Annotated in this window: 17 protein-coding genes and 1 tRNA gene; 9 read left to right on the top strand and 9 right to left on the bottom strand. The window is 38.9% G+C overall.

Features of this window, described 5'->3' with window-relative positions:
* Window positions 1–634: 634 nt before the first annotated feature.
* Window positions 635–708, top strand: a tRNA-Ile gene (locus tag IGI38_RS18830).
* Window positions 709–749: 41 nt separating this feature from the next.
* Here the strand turns inward: IGI38_RS18830 and IGI38_RS18825 are convergent.
* Window positions 750–1,640 (bottom strand): hypothetical protein, encoded by an 891-nt coding sequence (locus tag IGI38_RS18825; protein ID WP_438733364.1) that lies wholly within the window; start codon window positions 1,638–1,640, stop codon window positions 750–752.
* A 657-nt stretch (window positions 1,641–2,297) separates the two neighbouring features.
* On the opposite strand from IGI38_RS18825, the gene IGI38_RS18820 reads away from it, so the two are divergent.
* The 3 genes from IGI38_RS18820 to IGI38_RS18810 all read left to right on the top strand — a co-directional run bounded on the left by IGI38_RS18820 (window position 2,298) and on the right by IGI38_RS18810 (window position 4,550).
* Window positions 2,298–2,474, top strand: coding sequence for a hypothetical protein (locus IGI38_RS18820; protein ID WP_438733363.1), 177 nt, complete (start codon window positions 2,298–2,300; stop codon window positions 2,472–2,474).
* Window positions 2,475–2,476: 2 nt separating this feature from the next.
* Window positions 2,477–3,073: a GNAT family acetyltransferase gene (locus IGI38_RS18815; protein WP_438733362.1), complete on the top strand. Its 597-nt coding sequence runs from the start codon at window positions 2,477–2,479 to the stop codon at window positions 3,071–3,073.
* A 121-nt stretch (window positions 3,074–3,194) separates the two neighbouring features.
* Window positions 3,195–4,550, top strand: a complete 1,356-nt coding sequence (locus IGI38_RS18810; protein WP_438733361.1) for an ABC transporter ATP-binding protein — start codon at window positions 3,195–3,197, stop codon at window positions 4,548–4,550.
* A gap of 52 nt (window positions 4,551–4,602) precedes the next feature.
* Here IGI38_RS18810 and IGI38_RS18805 read toward each other — a convergent pair whose 3' ends face one another.
* From IGI38_RS18805 to IGI38_RS18780, 6 genes are all read right to left on the bottom strand, one after another.
* Window positions 4,603–6,150 carry a bifunctional metallophosphatase/5'-nucleotidase gene (locus IGI38_RS18805; RefSeq protein WP_438733360.1) on the bottom strand — a complete coding sequence of 516 codons (1,548 nt, stop codon included), beginning with the start codon at window positions 6,148–6,150 and terminating at the stop codon, window positions 4,603–4,605.
* A 68-nt stretch (window positions 6,151–6,218) separates the two neighbouring features.
* On the bottom strand, window positions 6,219–7,022 hold the full coding sequence (locus IGI38_RS18800; RefSeq protein WP_438733359.1) for a metallophosphoesterase family protein: 804 nt from the start codon (window positions 7,020–7,022) through the stop codon (window positions 6,219–6,221).
* 2 nt (window positions 7,023–7,024) lie between these two features.
* Window positions 7,025–7,807 carry a phosphonate ABC transporter, permease protein PhnE gene (phnE, locus tag IGI38_RS18795; RefSeq protein WP_438733358.1) on the bottom strand — a complete coding sequence of 261 codons (783 nt, stop codon included), beginning with the start codon at window positions 7,805–7,807 and terminating at the stop codon, window positions 7,025–7,027.
* Entirely contained in the window at window positions 7,804–8,583 is a 780-nt protein-coding gene (gene phnE, locus IGI38_RS18790) for a phosphonate ABC transporter, permease protein PhnE (RefSeq protein WP_438733357.1), read from the bottom strand. Before phnE (IGI38_RS18790) ends, phnE (IGI38_RS18795) begins: the two co-directional genes overlap by 4 nt.
* Window positions 8,555–9,346 (bottom strand): phosphonate ABC transporter ATP-binding protein, encoded by a 792-nt coding sequence (phnC, locus tag IGI38_RS18785; protein WP_438733356.1) that lies wholly within the window; start codon window positions 9,344–9,346, stop codon window positions 8,555–8,557. Before phnC ends, phnE (IGI38_RS18790) begins: the two co-directional genes overlap by 29 nt.
* 56 nt (window positions 9,347–9,402) lie before the next feature.
* The gene (locus IGI38_RS18780) at window positions 9,403–10,332 is read right to left on the bottom strand and encodes a phosphate/phosphite/phosphonate ABC transporter substrate-binding protein (protein ID WP_438733355.1); all 930 of its coding nucleotides are present in this window, start codon (window positions 10,330–10,332) and stop codon (window positions 9,403–9,405) included.
* A 195-nt stretch (window positions 10,333–10,527) separates the two neighbouring features.
* On the opposite strand from IGI38_RS18780, the gene IGI38_RS18775 reads away from it, so the two are divergent.
* The 3 genes from IGI38_RS18775 (at window position 10,528) to IGI38_RS18765 (ending at window position 12,867) form a co-directional block, all read left to right on the top strand.
* Window positions 10,528–11,217, top strand: a complete 690-nt coding sequence (locus IGI38_RS18775) for a cyclic nucleotide-binding domain-containing protein (protein WP_438733354.1) — start codon at window positions 10,528–10,530, stop codon at window positions 11,215–11,217.
* A 121-nt stretch (window positions 11,218–11,338) separates the two neighbouring features.
* Window positions 11,339–12,010 carry a TVP38/TMEM64 family protein gene (locus IGI38_RS18770; protein WP_438733353.1) on the top strand — a complete coding sequence of 224 codons (672 nt, stop codon included), beginning with the start codon at window positions 11,339–11,341 and terminating at the stop codon, window positions 12,008–12,010.
* Between the two features lie 416 nt (window positions 12,011–12,426).
* Window positions 12,427–12,867 (top strand): hypothetical protein, encoded by a 441-nt coding sequence (locus IGI38_RS18765; protein ID WP_438733352.1) that lies wholly within the window; start codon window positions 12,427–12,429, stop codon window positions 12,865–12,867.
* Window positions 12,868–12,951: 84 nt separating this feature from the next.
* Here the strand turns inward: IGI38_RS18765 and IGI38_RS18760 are convergent, their stop codons facing one another.
* A complete protein-coding gene (locus IGI38_RS18760; protein ID WP_438733351.1) occupies window positions 12,952–13,419 on the bottom strand; it encodes an Rrf2 family transcriptional regulator in 468 nt (155 codons plus the stop codon).
* Window positions 13,420–13,524: 105 nt separating this feature from the next.
* Between IGI38_RS18760 and IGI38_RS18755 the strand changes: the two genes are divergently transcribed.
* Complete coding sequence (locus tag IGI38_RS18755; protein ID WP_438733350.1) at window positions 13,525–14,370, top strand: SDR family oxidoreductase; 846 nt, start codon at window positions 13,525–13,527, stop codon at window positions 14,368–14,370.
* A gap of 19 nt (window positions 14,371–14,389) precedes the next feature.
* Complete coding sequence (locus tag IGI38_RS18750; protein WP_438733406.1) at window positions 14,390–15,238, top strand: NAD(P)H-binding protein; 849 nt, start codon at window positions 14,390–14,392, stop codon at window positions 15,236–15,238.
* Window positions 15,239–15,357: 119 nt separating this feature from the next.
* Here the strand turns inward: IGI38_RS18750 and IGI38_RS18745 are convergent, their stop codons facing one another.
* On the bottom strand, window positions 15,358–15,954 hold the full coding sequence (locus IGI38_RS18745; protein ID WP_438733349.1) for a uracil-DNA glycosylase family protein: 597 nt from the start codon (window positions 15,952–15,954) through the stop codon (window positions 15,358–15,360).
* Window positions 15,955–16,066: the final 112 nt, after the last annotated feature.

The raw sequence follows: 16,066 nt of genomic DNA, 5'->3' as shown, positions 1-16,066 counted from the left end.
TAAAGTGAAGGATGTCGGTATTAATCCAGCGCACATTAAAGGGTTTAAGTATTAGTTTATCGTTGACAAATAATTTAACGTTAAGTATATTATAAATAGCCTAATATAAAAATTAGGCACGCCTTATAAGATTAGCTCCTTATAAATGGATATGAAATTCCTTTTCAATCCTTGTAGTATCCTTAAAGCATTGAGCCACTTTATCGCGAAGTGGCTCTTTGTTTTTATTGACTTACGATGAGCCAAATGGTAATTTTATTCTATTGATGGGCGTCCCTCGTCGATGCATGCTAAAGACCGGCCTACCATCCCAGGTAATAGGCCGGTCTATTTTTTACTTAATTCGATTTACCTGTCATTTTCTTTGCTATAAATACATCAATTTGGTATAATCAGCCGAACGTGCTAAAAAAGAGAGCCGCAGAATCAGGGAACTTGGGGAAGTGTCTCTGGGGGAAATTCTGCGACTCTTTTTTTATGGTAACACTGTGTTGAAGGATTCACAACAGGGCGAAGCGAATTAATTGATAATGGTTCTCAAAAGGTATATACTAATCCATGCCAATAGCTAATCGATGAGCACCTTCAATCGCTCATCAACTAAGACCATCTCTTATCGGGAGATGGCTTTTTCGTACCCTTAGCTCAGTTGGTTAGAGCAACGGACTCATAATCCGTCGGTCGTAGGTTCGAGTCCTATGGGGTAGATAAAAACCTTCTCTAAAAGAGAAGGCGCGCAGAAAATATGGCTATTCTTCAAAGTCTAATTTTAATTGCTTAGGACCTTTAATGTGTTCAATTACCTTCTTTACGGAATATTCGGTCTTCAAACCATTATCAGTGAACTTTTGCTGTGTTTCCAATATAACTTTTAGAGCGTCACTAGCACCAAACTGTTGTTGATTATTTTCAATAGAAGCAAGGAATGCTTTATCTTCAATTTTTGCCCAAAAAGGTTTGTTTCCATCAGTTAGTTTCCACTTTTCATTTGCAAATGATATGTTGATTATTTGTAAATATACTGTGCTTTCAGTTGATGGGAATTCTTTATCTTCAACTTCTGGAACCTCAAAAGCAGAGACATCTTGCTTAGATATTGAGACAGAAGTGTCCTTCTCTGTAGAAAATTCTATTGCATCAATTCCATCTGATTCTAGAGGGCGAACGAACTCTTTAGTCGTTTTTCTAAATTCGATGTTTCGGTATGCTTCAAAAGTTTCTTTAGAAACGGTGATTGAAGTTTCATCGTCTAAAGTAATGTTCACTTTTCCTTCAGGTAATTCCTTTTTTCTCTTAATTTTCTTTTTTCCAACTTTAGAAATAAAAATAACAGCTGCTGTAAAACCGGTAGTCAACTCGATTAAATTACGTAAAGCCTCTGATTCATTTCCGTTTAGCAAATCAATAGCATGAGACAACAAATCGTTTCCATTTGCCAGAATCAAATCAACTATGAATGAGCCCTTTTCAGATGCTTTAATATCCAGTGAAACAGGCTGTTGATATGGATGAGAAATTTTTTGTATTTCTTGAAAGGCCTCAGAAAGAGCTAACAAAGAAGGGGCCAAGTCTCTAATCGGAATCCTACCATCAACTAAGGCTTCTCCTGCATATCTTACGGAAAACTCGTACTTTGCCAACACTTTTACCACCTTTCTTTCTATATGATACTTTATATAAATAATCTTAACAATAGTATTTTAGAATTAAACTTACTATCAATTTAACTCTACCATAATCTTTACCCTAGCGAGAGCTAAGGTTTTTTTCAAGCAAACTATTTGTAAACGTTTCCGAAAAGTGGTATAAAATAGGTGTAAGGGATAGAGAATTCCCGATAGATTGTCAGAAATGGCAAACAAATAGTGAACCTGTCGGTGAGAATCGACACGAAAGGAACGTGGGAGTTTGAAGAATCCCTTATTAACTGAACGGCCTAGCGGATGTTGCGTATAGTTGAGTGGACACAGGAACCTCAAATGTAGTAAGACAACTTGAAGAATCCGCTAGGCTATTTTATTGCTACTTGATAAAAATATGGTATACTACCAACATAGAGAGCATACTCTTGCATTTCGTTTCCCCACTTCTCATCCATCCGAGGAGTGGGGTTTTTTGTTATTTAAATTTGCGTTAACAATTACGCTTACACCCAAATTATTGCGGTTTATCAACAGAAAATTACACGTTTTGTGTATAATACTCTGTTTTATTAACAGTTTTCACGAGCTTTTAGTTGCTTAGTTTATTAGCTAATGTTATATTATAGTTAGCTAATAGATAAAGGAGTGATTTTTATGGCTACTAAGACATTTACGAAAGAATTCACGCTAACTACCAAAAGTGCAGAAAATTTGATTGGAGCATTAGCTAGTTCGAAAAGAGTAGACATAGAATCAAACCATAAAACTAAGTCTATTCATGATAGAAGTGCAATAAACAGCCTTGTAAAACGGATGATAAAGGATAAATAAGTATGACGTTAGTAAATGTTAGTCTCTGTGAGTTAATCGAATCTACAAGTAAGGAGGATGCCAAAAAGCTCCTCCTTACTTTTTCGTCAAAGTCAAAAGATGTAGAGTCTTTTTTGCATAGTAAAGCAATACAATTCGAAGATGCTGGAATCTCTAGAACATATTTAGTGTTTTATACGCAAGATGATAGTGAAACTGTTCCTTTTTTTGCAGGATATTTTTCAATAGCTAACAAATCGCTAAATGTAACAAAAAAGAATTTCGAAAAATTATCAAACTCTCAAAAGAGAACGCTACTTGGTAGCGGGCACAGAACGAATAAAAATAATTATTCAGCTTCGTCCATGCTTTTGGGACAACTAGGGAAGAACTACACTAATCACGAAGACCTCAAAATCACTGGGAGAGATATTCTGGCAATTGCTTACGGAACAATTAAACAAGTATATCGAATGTTGGGCGGTAAAATACTCTGGTTAGAGTGTGAGGATATACCAAAAGTAAGAAAATTTTATGAAAAGAATGGATTTAGTTTACTTAATGGTTTCCAGTCAGAGGCTGGTTTATTAGTCTATATAAAAAAATTATCGCAAATATGAAAATATCCCCTACTTCTCATCCATCCGAGGAGTGGGGTTTTTGTGTGCAGAAAAACCGCCCAGACTGGCTGAGCGGTGGGGGGGGAAATGAATATAAATTTTTAATGTACAACATAACTCTTTGTTTGAAATCTCTGAGGTGGCTCACCACGGACCGGAGGATGTTTTTATCACGATTATGACACTAATCGGCGCTTTCTTGCTAATGCTCAGTACACATGTGAAATTAGCGCTTGCGACTTTTGCTGTATTGCCGCTGATTACAATCGCGTTAGTGTTCTTCAACAAAAAGATGACTCATGTGAATACTCGTATTTATGAAGATTTGGGTGAATTCAATGCTGGTGTCGAAGCCTCTGTCAGCGGGATTCGGGTAACGCAATCCTTTGCCAATGAAGAACACGAATATCATCGGTTTGGCGGATTGAGCGAAGCGTATCGCAAATCAAAAATTCTTTTTTATCGAGTGATGGCTGTCAGTTCGGCGTATAACTACCTATTGATTCGCTTAATTAATTTATTTACTTTGATTTTCGGTTCTTATTATGTGATTCAGGGCGAATTAACGAATGGGCAATTTGTCGGATTTATTCTTCTTGCCAATGTTTTCGTTCGTCCAATTGAAAAAATCAACACTATGATTGAAAGTTATCCAAAGGGGATCGCTGGATTTAAGCGCCTAACAGAAGAATTGGACAAAAAACCAACGATTATTGACCAACCAAATGCGTTGAATGTGAGTCATTTGTCAGGAGATATCAACTATGACGATGTGTCATTCTCTTATGCTGATGGAAAAAAAGTTTTGAATCATATAAACCTTACGATTAATCAAGGAGAAACAGTGGCTTTCGTGGGGCAAAGCGGATCAGGAAAAACAACATTGTGCAATTTGCTGCCGCGTTTTTACGAAGTATCAGATGGTCAAATCACCATTGATCATATTGCTATTGACGAGATGACGCTCACATCTTTGCGAAATCAAATCGGAATCGTTCAGCAGGACGTGTTTCTATTTCCGGGAAGTATCCGAGAAAACATCGCTTATGGCCGTTTAGATGCGAGTGAAGAAGAGATTTTGCAGGCAGCTAAGCTGGCTCACCTTGATGGTGTTTTAGAACAAATGCCTGATGGAATTGACACTCAAATTGGTGAGCGGGGAGTTAAGCTTTCCGGGGGGCAAAAACAGCGGGTAGCAATTGCTCGTATGTTCTTAAAAAATCCACCAATTTTGATTTTAGATGAGGCAACTTCTGCTTTAGATACTGAAACAGAACAAGTTATTCAAGAATCGCTGAACATATTAGCAAAAGGGCGGACAACACTTATTATTGCTCATCGCTTGGCTTCAATCAAACATGCGACTCGTATTGTTGTTGTTAGTTCTGAGGGAATCCTTGAGGAAGGGACTCATGAGGAATTGATGGGAAAAGGCGGCGCGTATCGCAATTTATACGATGCACAATTTCGAAAATAAAACTGCCAGCTGTAAACCTCACGGAAGGTTTACAGCGGCAGCTTTTTTGCTTTTATAAAATCACTTGGAAATTATGATCGGTTTCAGCTTTTATAATGGGATACTTTTTCAAATAGTCAGCGATCAATTCTGTCATGTCAATCTGGATTTCTCGAATGATTTTATCGGCACTAAACATCGTGTAATTTCCACCGCCGATTGCGCGGTATTGATTCGTCACTACTTCGAGTTCTTGGTCAGGAGTAATAGGGAGATCTTGAAAATTTAGTTCGGTGATTCGCTGTCCAGGAGGGTGATTCATATCGATCGTGTATTGAATCCCCTCGTACATATCATAGTTATAATATTGTGGTTTTGGCTGAATATAAGCGGGGTTAAAGATGATCTTGCTATCTTTTACGGCCAGATAATTAGCCGTTTGTTCCAAGGCAGCACGCAAATCTGCACCATTAACTTTTATGACGGCCAATGTGTTTGGATAGATGTAATTCGTAATGACATCTCGCATCGTAATTGTCTGATCGAAGCCTTTTCCATCGTTGTTAAAGAGTGCGGTTACAGAGATCTTTGCTCCACTGGAAAATAATTGGACACGATTGATAAATTCTATATAAGGATGTTCCACCAAACGTGCTTGCATCGGATCAGCGATTCGCATGTCACCATCCACTTTCCCCAATGTTTGATCTAACCAGTTTTCCAATTCTGTTTCCATTGGTTCAATAGCTGAAATAACTTGCGGATCAGGAATGGCATCTTCAACAGAGTGCAATACAGCATAGCTATCGGTGACAATAACTTGATCGTCCATTTGTTCTACTGTCAACTGAATTTCGCCAATCTGATTTCCGCGATATCCTGGCTGGACAATCGGAACATCGTTGATTTTATCGGCAATCAATCGGTGCTGATGCCCCGTGAACAGCGCATCGATCCCATCGACTTCCTGTTGAAGTTTGTAGCCTTCATTCTCTCCAGTTAATGCTTCTGTTGCTTCTCCAGTCGTCAACATTCTTTCAAAACCGCCATGATAACTGACGACTACTAAATCCGCTTTTTTTTTCAAGAGAGGAACATATTTTTTTGCTGTTTCGATGATGCTTTCAAAAGTCAGTCCTTCAAGCGTTTCTGGTTTTTCCCAGTGGGGGACGTACTGGGTGGTTAATCCTAAAACAGCGACTTTTATTCCAGACTTCTCGATAATTGTATAGGCCTTGCCGAAATAAGGCTGCCCATCCTTATCCAAAATATTTGCGGCCAGAACCGGTGCTGTATAGTTCTGTAAGGCTTGTTTTAGATAATCAATGCCGTAGTTAAACTCGTGATTTCCAATCACTTGAGCGTCATAATCCATCAGATTGATCAAATTAGTTAATTCCTGTATCGAGCGCTTTTCTTTTGCAAGGTAATAACTCAATGGGGAGCCTTGAATGAAGTCGCCATTTTCGATCGTAATTACCGGACCATCAGCTTTTGTACGCAGCTCTTTCAATTTTGCAGCTACTTTAGCGGCGCCAAAGGGCAAGCCATTCTTACCTGAATAATCTGTGGGATAAACATAACCGTGAATATCACTCGTTTCAAGAAACGTAATGTTCATTCGTACCCTCCTTAATTATATAGAAGAGACCGAAGCGGTATTCGCTGGTCGGTCTCCTTTTTTCTTGGTTATTTACTCATATCAAGAGTTTTCAGGACGTGTCCAGAAATAAAGTTCTCTGTTGTTTGTTGAGTCACGCGTCCATGTTCAAGACGATAAAAGTTGTACCCGTGACGTTCTTCAAATCGTACGACGCCATCTCCTTCATCTTCGCCAACAAAAGACATACTGGACACCGTAAAATAGGGGATACCATTAATTTCATCGTTAAACGTATGATGGGTGTGACCATTCAAAATACAGCTGATATTATACGGAGCGATCAATTTTAGAAATTGTTCTGTTCCCGGCCATTTTTGAATACTGCTTTGTTGTGGCAATAAATGGTGATGTGTTACTAAGACGATCGGTTGATTTTTCTCTTGTTCCAAAGCTTGTTCTAACCATTCAAATTGTTGCCCATCAACGATTCCATCAGCATACCCATGACTTGAATTGTCAAAGGAAATGACGGTAAACTCTGGGAAATTGACCACTTGATTGTAAGGCGTAGAAGAAGCCGATTCGTTGCACCAGCCGACGCGAAAATGCTCTTTGATATCATGGTTTCCTAAAGTTACAATGATATTCGTACTGCCTAAACTATTTTTCAACCAGTTTTTTAAGTAGCGGTAATCATCGATCTCGCCATCTTCGGTCAAATCTCCGCTAATGATCACTAAATCAATCGTGCTTTGCTGAAGAAGGTGATTCAAGCACTTTTCTAGTGGAATAAGCGGGCTTTGCATCTTTGCCAGCATGCCTTTATAGCCTTCATCGCAGGCCTCATACTTTCTACGAAAATGTATATCTGATATATGCAATATATTCATCTTTATCTCAATTTCTTTCTTATGATTCCGGTTATTTGATCTAAAATAAACACGGTAACAACAACACCGATCAAAATAATACTAACTTTGCTCCACGAACGTGTTTGAATCGCAAAAATCAGTGGTGCGCCGATTCCGCCTGCACCAACTAAACCAAGTGTAGCGGCGCTGCGGACAGCAATTTCAAAATGGTTCAACGCGAGTGAACAATAGATCGGCATGAGGTAGGGGATACGGACGTAAAAAATTGTCTGCCAAAAATTTGCACCGACAGCCTGCATTTCTTCTACTAACCGTTCATCCATCGCTTCCATCTCTTCAGTAAATAATTTTCCTAACATTCCGATTTGATGAACACCAATCGCCATAACACCGGCGAATGGACCTGGACCCACTACCTTAACAAAGATAATAGCAAAAACGAGTTCAGGAAATGCACGTAGCACATTACAAATAAATTTTCCGAGCTTCGTTACCCATGGATGCGCTGGCCATAAATTCACAGCGCTGATCAAGGTGATCGGAACAGCTAAAACGGTCGCGATCATTGTTCCTAAACAAGCGATACCGATCGTCAGTAAAAGCAGACTCAGCAAATCTTCACCGCTGCCATCGTAAAGAAAGCCCCAGTCGGGTTGACCTAGTCCACGTAAAACGTCCATACCCATAGAGGGCGAGAAGGTTCTTAATCCAGAGTAATCTAACGTCGTCGCTGATAACACCACAAGAATGGCTAGTGTGATCAGTGAAATCATTGTTTTTTTACTCATCTCCCGCAGCATCATAACAGAGACCTCCTAACACGTTCACTCAATTTATCAACGATCGCTACAGTAAGCAGAATCGTCAGAATAATAATGGATACACGCTCATAATTCAGCAAGGCTGATGAGGAATTCAAAATGACGCCAATCCCCCCAGCGCCTACATAGCCCAGCACGGTTGATGCACGAACATTGACTTCAAACGCGTAAAAGGCATAACTGGCAAATTGACTTAATACTTGCGGAGCGATCGACCAAATAGCGATTTGCATTTTATTGGCTCCAACTGCAGATGCGGCTTCAATGGGTCCGAAATCGATCGTTTCGATTGCTTGGAACATTAATTGCGAGACCATACCAAAGGTAAATACAGCGATTGTTAACACACCCGTCGCTTCACCAATTCCAAAAACAGCAACAAAAAGTGCAGCTAAAAGCAGGGTAGGGATCGTGCGAACCAAGCCTAATAGAAAACGAAAAAACGTAGATACCCATCGATTTTCAGTTACAACAGTTGTTGCCAAAAAACTGACAGGGATCGCAAAAACCAACCCAATAACTGTTCCTAGCAAGGACATCTGCAACGTTTTGATCATTGGTTCCAGCAGCTTAGGCAGGTAACTAAAATCTGGATGAATAAACCTTGAGAGGAAGGCCGTCATTTGACTAGAATTTTGAAAAACCTGCGAAAATTCCGCTGAAGTGATCCAAACACTTCCTTGAAAACAGGCGAACAAAAATAAAACAATAAGCAGGTGTTTATACCACTTAAAGTGAACTGTTTCTTTCAAGCTCATCGATTTCGCCTGCCTTTTCTTCAAAAATTGCTTTACCGTAAATCTGATTCAATCGTTCATCTGTCAACGCTTCTGGTGATCCGTCAAATACTACCTGACCGGCATTCAGAGCGATTACTCGAGTTGAAAATTCACGAGCCAGCGGTACTGAATGGAGGTTGACAATAACTGTTTTATCCATCGTTTGATTGATGTTTTTCAGATCTTCCATAACTTTTTGGGTAGTGATTGGGTCTAGCGAAGCGACAGGCTCATCCGCTAAAATTATTGGCGCTTGCTGAACCAATGCTCGAGCGATCGAAACCCGCTGTTGCTGGCCACCGCTAAGTTCATCGCTGCGTGTTTGCAATTTATCGGAGAGACCAACTGTTTCTAGGGCTTCCTTTGTTTGTTGATAATCCTCTTTGGTGAAGAGACCGAAAACACTTTTCCAAGTTGAATAATAGCCTAATCTCCCAGATAAAACATTTTTCTGAACGGTGCTGCGCTTCACAAGATTAAAGCTTTGCGAGATCAATCCGATTTGGCGGCGAATCGTACGTAGTTCTTTCTTGTTTGCTTTTGTGATCGAGGTCCCATTGATACGAATGTCTCCCTTAGTCGTACCAACTAAACGATTGATACTACGTAAAAGAGTGCTTTTTCCAGCACCGCTCAAACCAATAATGGAAACAAATTCACCGTCTTCAATTGTTAGATTGATATCCTTAAGACCAACAACACCATTTGGATAAACCTTCGAAACATTGTCAAAAATTATCATTATCGTTCTCCATTTTTTTAAGTGTCAGCAAAGAAGCTTGCTGACACTTACTGATATTATTCTGCTGCTTTTTTAGTGTAGTCTCTGATTGTATCGTAGGCAGAGTCAGCAGCTTCTTCGTAACCTTGGTGTCCCCATAAAGACATCGCTTCTTCACCGTCTTTGTCATCCTTCATGCCAAGGAATGTCTTCTTGATTTCTGCTTTTAATTCCTTTGACATATCCGGTTGAACAGCGATGGCATCGTTTGGAATGTCGCCTTCAGTTAAATACAATACTTTCAAATCTTTAAATAAATCATTATCCGAGAAGTTTGAAGCGAACACGTTACGCGCACCTTCAAAGACAAAAGCGGCATCCATTTGTTTGTTTAATACTGCTGTGATCTCACTTGGAATATCATTAACTGTCGTCATTTTTGTGTCTGTCGTTGGATCAATACCTGCGTCTTTAAGTTCAGCAACAGGATAAATATATCCGCTGGCTGAGTTTGGACTTAAAGTTGCAATATTTTTTCCTTTAAGATCAGTCAATTTGGTCATATCACTGTCAGCACGAACCAAAACTTCACCTTTAAAGGTATTCGTCAGTTTATCTTTTAGCGGCAAACCCGTTTTTTGATCGTAATCGCCTAATTGAGAAGTTAAAATCGCTTCAGCCGCATTTGCATCTTTCGCTTGAACATAAGCGGCAGGAGGCATGATGCCGATATCGACTTGACCTGAGGACATGGCTTCAACGATGGTTGAGTAGTCAGTAGCTAGAGTAACCTCTACATCACGGTCTAATTTCTTAGATAGATATTTAGCAAAGGGTTTTGCCTTTGCTTCCATACTGCCGTCGTTATTTGTTGGTACAAATTGAACGACCAATTTTTCTTTACTTTCCTTTTCTGAACTGCTGCTGGTGCTACCAGATCCGCAACCCGCTAAAGCTGTAAGTAACATGACTCCGAGAAACCCTTTTGCTAACTGTTTGAACTGCATTTTTCTCCTCCTGTTGGATGTAATTTCTAATACGTCTAAATCATAGCAGGGAATTAAAAATAATGAAGTGACGCACGTCCTATTTTACACGATTTTTACATACAATTTACAAACAAATATATTAGATCGTTCGTATTGAGCCTAAAAACATTCTAGGCTATAATAAAGAAAAACACTTTAGAGGTGACTTTTTTCATGAAAAAAATTCAAGACGCGGAGCAATTAGCAACCTTCGTTGAAAGGCATAACTTGCTAGATTATATGGATTCAGATCTTTTAACGATGGCTTCTCTGCACTATTTCGAAAAGGAAGAGCACCTTATTCAAACAGGAACGATTTCTGATTATCTTTACTTTCTAGTAGAGGGAACCGTGATGGTTTATTCTTATCCTTCAGATACTCAGAATATTTGTATTGATTACGCCAAACCCGCTACACCCCTTGGTGAGGCCTCTTCATTATGGGGGCTATTACCAAAAAGCAGTGTGAAGGCTGTATCAAATTGTATCTGTGTCAGCATTCCATTGAATACATATCGATCGCAATTGCAACAGGATGTTCGCTTTTTACAGAATATTTGTCAGTTGTTAAGCTATCGACTAAATTCGGGAATCAATCTAGCCAATTCATTAACTGAGCCCGTGGAGACTCGCTTGGCGAAATTCATTCTGACCCATCATGAAGATGAACGATTCTCATTTCGTCTGACGACTTGTGCATCTATTTTAAATGTCAGCTACCGACACCTTTTACGAACGATCACTAATTTTCGTGAAGCGAATATACTAGAAAAAAAGAAGAATTTTTACGTAATTCATGATTTCGAGGCGTTGGGGGAACTAGCTGAGAATCTCAGTAGTCCTGTGCTAAAAAAGCATGAATAGTTAGAGTTGCAATAATATGAAGATGCATGAATAAGATGAGTAGCCTAATGAAGAGTTCATCTTATTTTTATCGTTAAGGTTTTGTTATAATGAAACAAGAACTTATTGATAAGGAGAACAAATGAAAAAGAAAATAAAGCTTTTTTTATTGCTTGGTGCGCTGATTCTTCTGGGTGCTTTGTGTTATTGGTTGTATGTCGAGTATTATCAGGATATCCAACTATATTTTTCACCTAAAGCAAGCCGTGAGCTTGTACTTAAAAGTGTCCGTTCGCATGGTATAAGAACAGCGATTATTTTAATCGCTTTAACAAGTGTAATGTGTGCTGTACCAAGCTTGCCGACTTCTGTTGTCGGGGTTTTGATTGGGCTTTGTTATGGGCCGTTGATTGGAAGCGTGATGAATCTTATTGGGAATTCACTTGGGAATTTATTATCAATCTATCTGATTCATAGACTTAATTTTTTAGATAAAACGAATGCGTCTAATCGGTGGGTCAGAGCGATTTCTCAAATGAATCATCCGAGAATCGGCGTAATGCTGGGCTATGTGATTCCTGTAATTCCTTCGATTGTCGTTAACTATACTGTTAATTCGCTGAACTTAAAGGCGAGACAATTGTTGCTGGTTGTAGTGATCGGTGTGGCACCAAGTTCAATATTGTATGCCTTTGGCGGGGATGCTCTGTTTAAGGGAAATCATAAGACAGCAATCATTTTAGTTGCCAGTGTGGCACTGTTTGTATTGCTGATAGGGATTATTTATAAGGATAGAAAAAGACGAGTAATTTAGAAGTTGACGCCCTTAGTTGTCTATCCGTAAGCAATAAAGACGGAAAATGACAGCATAAACAAAATTTTTATCATAGACTAACAACGATATTAGAAAAACGGAGCAAGTTGAACGTGACTTGTTCTTTTTTTATTGATAATTCGCTGAATTTAAAGGCAAGCTTCGAAAAGCGTAGTATCGAGTAATCGTGATTTTTATAAATGGTCCGACCCGATTTTCATTCTGCCGCCCATTTCTGCCAGAATTTATCAAGTGGACGAAGCGAGAATGAAGTAAATTCAAAAGAGGTAAGTAGGAGGCAAAAATTCATCTGGATTAGAGGTTTAGCGCTTCTAATTATGGTTAATATATATAACTCTGTCATTTTAGCGTATACTTATTTTATGAAAATGCATGTGTTTAACGAGGAGGCAAGTATGATAAATTTTACAAAAGTTACTGCCATTTACACGATTGTGTATGCGATCGTCAGTTTTATACTACTGATTAGTTTCGGCGTCTTTACGATCGCTTCACGAGGGGCGATTATTTTGACACCCTTCATTGGGCTGCCCTTCTTCATTGGCTTTATGCACATCGTCGGTTTTGTTTGTGAGATTATTTGTTTTCGAATAAACAAGGATTATCCAGCAAAAAAGAGGCTTGTTCTTATTTCGTTGATCGTTTATATGATAGAAATCCTTGCTCTAGCGCTTCCTATGATTGGCATCTTTGGAAAAATGAATTCGTACCTTGTACAAAATATCGTTCTCTTCGCGATAGGGAGTATTCCAGTAACGAAGGTGTGTCTGTTGGTGCTTTCGATTATTATTTTGGTGAAGTTCAGAAAAAGAAAAGAGACAAGATCATTTGAGTGATGATTAGTTAATCCATTGAAGATTCAAACCGATTTAAAAAAAGTGCGATTCCCTTTTTTAGGAACCGCACTTTTTTAGCTCTGTCTAAAGAAACGCTTGGATAATCTGCTTATTTTCAGGCCTTTTTTCCATTTCCAGTTTTGCGATCTTATGGACTAAGGTATCAAGTGTAATCCTGTTCATTTCTGCTTCCACTTTTTTCTGCAATTCATCGTATTTTTCATTTAAAACGTCCTGAATATTCGCACCGACAATACAATTTGGATTGGTTTTCGGATCAACTTGAATCAGGTTTGTGTTTCCTTCAATGCTCCTGTAGATGTCTAATAGCGTAATCTCTTCAGGCTGTTTCGCAAGGGTAGGGTTAGGCTTGCCAATTTGCGTGACAATCAAACCAGCTTTTCTTAACTGACTCATGATTTTCCGAACATTTGCAGGGTTGGTTTCCACGCTTCTAGCGATCATTTCACTAGATAACGCATCCGTTCCCTGGTAGATTTCGATATATGCAAGTATATGGATGGCATCGCTAAATTGGATCGAATATTTCATGTTCCTTGCTCCTTTCAAAATCTCTCTCTTGACATATCTTATCATACTACTTATGATTAAAGGTGTAAATTATAAATATACAGCAAGAAGAAGGAGCGGATTAACATGAAGTATTTAGTAACAGGAGCAACTGGTGGTTTTGGCAACTATGCGTTAGAATTTTTGAAAAAAAGTATTTCAAATACTGAGCTTTTCGCATTGGTTCGTAGTGAAGAAAAGGGTTTAGCTCTAAAAGAAGCAGGCGTAAAGGTACGGATTGGTGATTACGGGGACAAAGCTTCAATGAAAAGGGCGTTGGCGGGAATCGACCGTTTATTATTAGTTTCTGGAGCACCAGGTAATCGACAAGAAGAACACGCGAATGTGGTGAATGCAGCCAAAGAGGCAGGCGTTTCTTATATCGCTTATACAAGTTTTGCTGGTGCGGATAAAGCAACCAGTCCTTTAGCAGCGGATCATATTTTTACGGAAAACCTGATTGAAGAATCAGGGATCTCGCATACTTTCTTACGGAATAATTGGTATTTGGAAAATGAAATGCCGTTAGCGGATGCGGCATTAAATGGCGGGAAATTTGTTTATGCGGCCGGCAATGGAAAAACCGGGTGGGCTATGAAAAGGGAATATGCAGAGGTAGCGGCAAAGGCGCTATTGGGAACTGATTACCCAGCCATTTTAGAACTCTCTGGAACACCGGTAAGCTATGATGTTTTGGCGGATGCTCTTAAAAAAGCAACAGGAAAAGATTTTGAAGTGATACCTTCAGATGATCCAAGTTTTATTAATAATTTAGTCGCCAATGGAATGCCTCAATCAGTAGCGGAGATGTTCTTAAGCTTCCAATATGACATTAAGAACAATCAGCTGGATGTTGTTTCTGATGATTTTGAAAAAGCATTAGGCAGACCGCTGATTAGTTTGGAAGCAGGGTTTAAAGAGCTGTTGGCTTAAAATAGAAAGAGTGAAGATGATGAGATATGCTGTGAGTGGCGCAACGAGAAATTTAGGCAGTCGTGTTGTGCAGGCACTTAGCACATTGGTAAATAATGAAGAGATCGTTGCGCTTGTACACACAATGGCAAAAGCAAAGAAATTACAGGATCAAGCTATTACAGTGAGACAGGGCGATTATTCAGATGTTGCTAGTATGATTGAGGCATTAAAGGGAATTGATTTAGTCATTTATATTCCGAGTAAAACGTATGACGTCGTTCAACGAGTATTAGAATTAGAAAATACGTTAACCGCAATGTGTAAGGCAAAGGTTAAAAAAATAATTTTTGTCAGTTTCATTGCGGATCAGGAAAAGAATCCTTTTACCATGTCTCCTTATTATGGCTATGCACCAAGACGTTTGGCCGGGTCAGAGTTTGAGTATACAATAGTCAAAAATGCACTATATGCTGATCCATTGGTTCCTTATTTGCCTGAGTTGATTAAACGCAAAAAAATCATTTACCCAATCGGAGAAGAAACATTGTCGTTTATTTCTTTAGACAATAGTGCAGAAGCGCTTGCTAAGTTGGCTGTTGATCCAGCACTTAGAGATAGCGGGCAGACTTATCTACTGAGTCAGGAAGAAAACTATTCCATGGCAGAACTTGGGAAAATTATGAGTGCAGTCACTAGTGAAGAAATCGGTTATCAGCCAGTCAGTTTAACAGAGTTTGCGAAAATTTATAAGAACGATGGCAAAGAGTTAGCTTCGATGTATCATGGCGGGGCACTAGGAATGTTAAGTGAGGTTACGAATGATTTCGAAACGATCACGGGACATGCGCCAATGGATATGAAGACCTTTTTACGAGAAAATTATTGAGGCGTGTGAAAGGCTAAAATATTTAATTTTTAACGTTTTTTGGGATAAAACTTTATAAAACGAAAGCCAAAGGGTCTTCTACTTTCAATTTTGAAAGTAGAAGACCCTTTGGCTTTTTACTATTCAGAAATGATTTTGAACATTTCGGCAAGATCCTCTGATGCCATTTGGACTTTGGATTTTTCGATGAGAATGTTCTTTCCAGTCATGATATAAGAAGGCATGATTCGGATATTCTGATAATATACCTCACTCTTTCGTAATTTATAAGTGGAGATAGCCGGGACCGCATTTTTCTTTGTCGCTTTTTTAGTCAGTCTGTTAAAACATTTCTTGGCGACATCACCCATCAGCATAATGACCTGAACATTTGGAAAAAGGGCTAATTCTCTTTCCAAATAAGGCAGACTTTTTTCGATACTAGCATTATCAACCGTAGTCTCTGTCTTAGGCGTCTTTATCGCATTGGTTAGATAGATCCCATGATCCAAAATTTCTTGAATACTTGTGACGTTGATTCCTGCTTTTTGAAATAGGGGAATGGTGGTTTCCATGTAAGCAGCATCTTCAGAGCCGTAAAAATCATTTTCTGGGTAAGCAGGGACTACCTCATTGATCATTATTGCTTTGATGGATTTTGGATCTATCTCAATATTGTTTAAATAAATCTCGGTATCTTCAGCAAGATACTTTTCAATTTCCTGTTTAATAGTCATTCTCTGACCTCCTTTGATTCCAGTGTACAATACAAATCTTGACAAAGGATGTCTAGTTTCTATTTTTTAATAAATTGATTTTTCTCACAAGAGGGAATATGGATTTGAAGCT

Source organism: Enterococcus sp. AZ128, assembly GCF_051714485.1.
In the GTDB taxonomy this organism is placed as follows: domain Bacteria; phylum Bacillota; class Bacilli; order Lactobacillales; family Enterococcaceae; genus Enterococcus_A.
Note: the sequence above shows the minus strand (reverse complement) of the source record. Positions and strands in the feature narration are given on the sequence as shown.